The sequence below is a fragment of the Mesorhizobium sp. M1A.F.Ca.IN.022.07.1.1 genome, from assembly GCF_003997575.1.
GTDB lineage: Bacteria > Pseudomonadota > Alphaproteobacteria > Rhizobiales > Rhizobiaceae > Mesorhizobium.
The window spans coordinates 1-2,928 of record NZ_RZST01000510.1; the positions used below are offsets into that span (position 1 = coordinate 1).

3 protein-coding genes are annotated in these 2,928 nt (G+C 64.4%); all 3 read right to left on the reverse strand.

Annotated features, from left to right (window positions below; all coding sequences use genetic code 11):
• Nucleotides 1-54: 54 nt before the first annotated feature.
• The 3 genes from EOA75_RS31330 to EOA75_RS31340 all read right to left on the reverse strand — a co-directional run bounded on the left by EOA75_RS31330 (nt 55) and on the right by EOA75_RS31340 (nt 2,896).
• Nucleotides 55-1,245 carry a beta-ketoacyl-ACP synthase gene (locus EOA75_RS31330; RefSeq protein WP_095801918.1) on the reverse strand — a complete coding sequence of 397 codons (1,191 nt, stop codon included), beginning with the start codon at nt 1,243-1,245 and terminating at the stop codon, nt 55-57.
• Nucleotides 1,246-1,291: 46 nt separating this feature from the next.
• Entirely contained in the window at nt 1,292-1,573 is a 282-nt protein-coding gene (locus tag EOA75_RS31335; protein WP_066999801.1) for an acyl carrier protein, read from the reverse strand.
• Between the two features lie 177 nt (nt 1,574-1,750).
• Nucleotides 1,751-2,896 (reverse strand): slipin family protein, encoded by a 1,146-nt coding sequence (locus tag EOA75_RS31340; protein WP_127326003.1) that lies wholly within the window; start codon nt 2,894-2,896, stop codon nt 1,751-1,753.
• Nucleotides 2,897-2,928: the final 32 nt, after the last annotated feature.

Sequence of the window (2,928 nt, forward strand, 5' to 3'; positions counted from 1 at the left end):
CGATAGGCCTGCCCATGTGATCGCGGAGATTGGCCATGTTCTGTCTGTCTCGCTCTAAGCGGCCTTGATCAGCCCCAGGCCCTCGAATTGGTGATAGCCGATCGCCGTTGCAAGGACGGAGCTGGGGGCGCCTTCGAATGGTTGCTCCACTGTGGCATCGAAGACAGGGTAGGGGGCCTTGCGGTCGACGGCGAGCGCGGCAAGCGCCACGGCGAAGGGGAACTGCGCTTCCTTCATGTGGCCGGTGAGCGTCGAGAAGGCGCGCACTGCAAGCGCCGGGTTGGCATCGAGTGCCACCTTTTCGGCCGCCGTGGCGGCATGGGCGCCGGAGGCACCGGAAATGGTCAGCAATTCGCCGGCGGGCAGCGCCGCCTGCTTCAGCAAAGCGGCGATTTCGGCATTCAGCTCGCCGCGCCGGCGCCTCGCCCGGCCGGAAACCACAGGACCGAGCTCAGCATAGATCTTGCGACCCCGGCTCTGCGCATGCTCGCGCTGTTCGAGCACCAAGAAAGCGCCGCCCGAGCCCGTCACCACGCCGCCGCCTTCCGCGCCCTGTCTTTGCCAGACCGGTCTCCACGGGCCGCGATGCAGATAACCGGCGAGCTCATAGCCGAGCAGCATGTCTGAGTGCTCGGTCTGGAAGGCGCCGCCGACCAGCACATGGGTCGACTGGCCGGAGCGGATGCGCGCGGCGGCCGTCTCAACGGCAGAGACGCCGGCGCCTTCCTCGCCCATGAAGGTACGAGACGAGCCGGTGACCTTGTGCACGATGGAGATGTTGCCGGCGAGCAGATTGGAAAGCTGGGCGAGGAACAGCGTCGGCCGCAATTCCGTGGTCAGCTTCTCGTTGAGCAGCACGTCGCGGTCGTTGCGGCTCTCGGACGCCGCCAGGATCGCGCTGTCCACGGCCTCGTCGCGCTCGCCGCCGCCGGCCGCCACAACCATGTCCATGGTCGCGCAAAGCTCGTCATTGCCCTTGATGCCGGCGTCGTCCAGCGCCAGGCCGGCGACATAGGTGCCGAGCCGCTGCCAGGTCTCCATCTGGCGCTGGTCGCCGCGCTTGGCGATCTGCAGGTTCCAGTCGATCTCGGGCAGGGGATGAATTGTGTAGGGCGCAAAGCGCGTCGCATCGAGCACCGGCTCAACGCCCGGCCGGGTCAGCTTCTGCCAATGCGCGTCTGGTCCTTCTCCCAGGGAAGAGACAAGGCCGATGCCGGTGATGACGACGTCGCGCGGGCTGCTCATGAGCGGCTTTGCTGGTCAGGCTGGAGGCGGGGCAAGGTCGCGCTCTTCAGGCGGCCTTGGCCGCGACCAGCGCGTCGATCTTAGCGCACAGGTTCTGCATGACGAAGTAGTCGTCGGTCGAAGCCTTGCCGTCATTGACCTCTTGCGTCCACTTCTCGAGCGGCACCTTGATGCCGAATTCCTTGTCGATGGCAAAGACGATGTCGAGGAAATCGAGGCTGTCGATGCCGAGATCGTCGATGGTATGGCTTTCGGGCGTGATGGTGTCGATATCGATCTCGCTGGTGTCGGCAATGATCTTGGCGACTTTCTCGAACGTGGTGGACAAGGGCTCTTCCTTCGGTTGCGGGCGGAATCTGTCCGCATCTTGTTTTGGCGCTGTCTAATCGGTTTTTCCGGGCAGGAAAAGGCCTGACACGCCGGGCGCAGATGGGATGCCGGCTTTGTGGACGCAAGAAGGGCCGCCGGGCAACCGGCGGCCCTTCCCATTTTACGTGACGTAAGCTCAGCCTTCGCGGAGCTTGACCAGGTCGTTGAGCAGCCCGCCCGTCCCGTTGTGGACAGTCAGGCGCTCGACCTTGCCGGCGATGGCCTCGAGAGCCTCGAGTTCCTTCAGCCGCAGCATCACCGGATTCTCGGCCATCACCTTGGCCGTGTTGAGCAGCGAACGCGTGGCGTTCGTCTCCTCGCGGCGGCGGATGACGTTGGCCTCGGCCTGCTTCTCGACCGAAACCACCTGGTTGAGGATCTCGCGCATCTCGCCCGGCAGGATCACATCCTTAAGCGCGATATCGCTGACCTCGAGGCCGATCGCGGCCATGTCGGAACGCACCTTGGCGGCTGCCTCCTCATCGACCGTGATCTTCTTGTCGAGGATCTGGTCGAGGGTGAGCGCGCCGAGCGTCTTGCGGAAGGCGTACTGCAGGGCGCGGTAGAGGGCTTCCGAGAAGTCCTTCACCGTGCTCACCGCCGTCACCGGATCGACGACCCGGTATTCGACGGCGATGTTGACGCGGATCGTCACGCGATCCTTGGTCAGCACTTCCTGCCCGGCGACATCAAGCGACTGCCGCTTGAGGTCGACGACCTTCACCTGGACCATGCGCCCGACATTCCAGAAGGCGTGCACCCCCGCGGCAAGCGTGCGGGTGTAGACGCCGTCCACGAACAGCAGACCGACCTGACCGTCCACGACCGGATGCAGGAACATGTGTTCCGTCTTTCGGGCCTGGCCGATCCGGCGCATCAAGGCCGGATCGACGGCCAGATCGGCCGCCGTGTCGACGGAGGTCACCGCCCACGGGCCGGCATCCGTCCACAGCACGAGCTTGCGATCCGGAGCGAGAACGGCATGAAGGGCGCCGTCGCGCTCGATCACGGCAATGTCGGTGCGCCCGGTGCGAACCACGGTGAAGTGACGCGCGGCCACATCCGGGAGCTTGTCGAACAATGCCTTCTCGTAGGCCGAAACGAATTCCGGGTTCTTCAGGTCGTGCCTGGAGATTTCCAGGTTTCCGCGCCGGTTGTCGAGCCAATGTTCGCCCGGCATCAGGACAGCCTGGATCTCGCCCTTGTAGAGGGCAACGGCACGTTCATTTTCCTTCACGAGGACGCGCTGGCGTCCCAGAACCTTTTCGAGAATGGTCTTCATTGTCTTTACTCCTGTCGGGCATGGCCCCATGT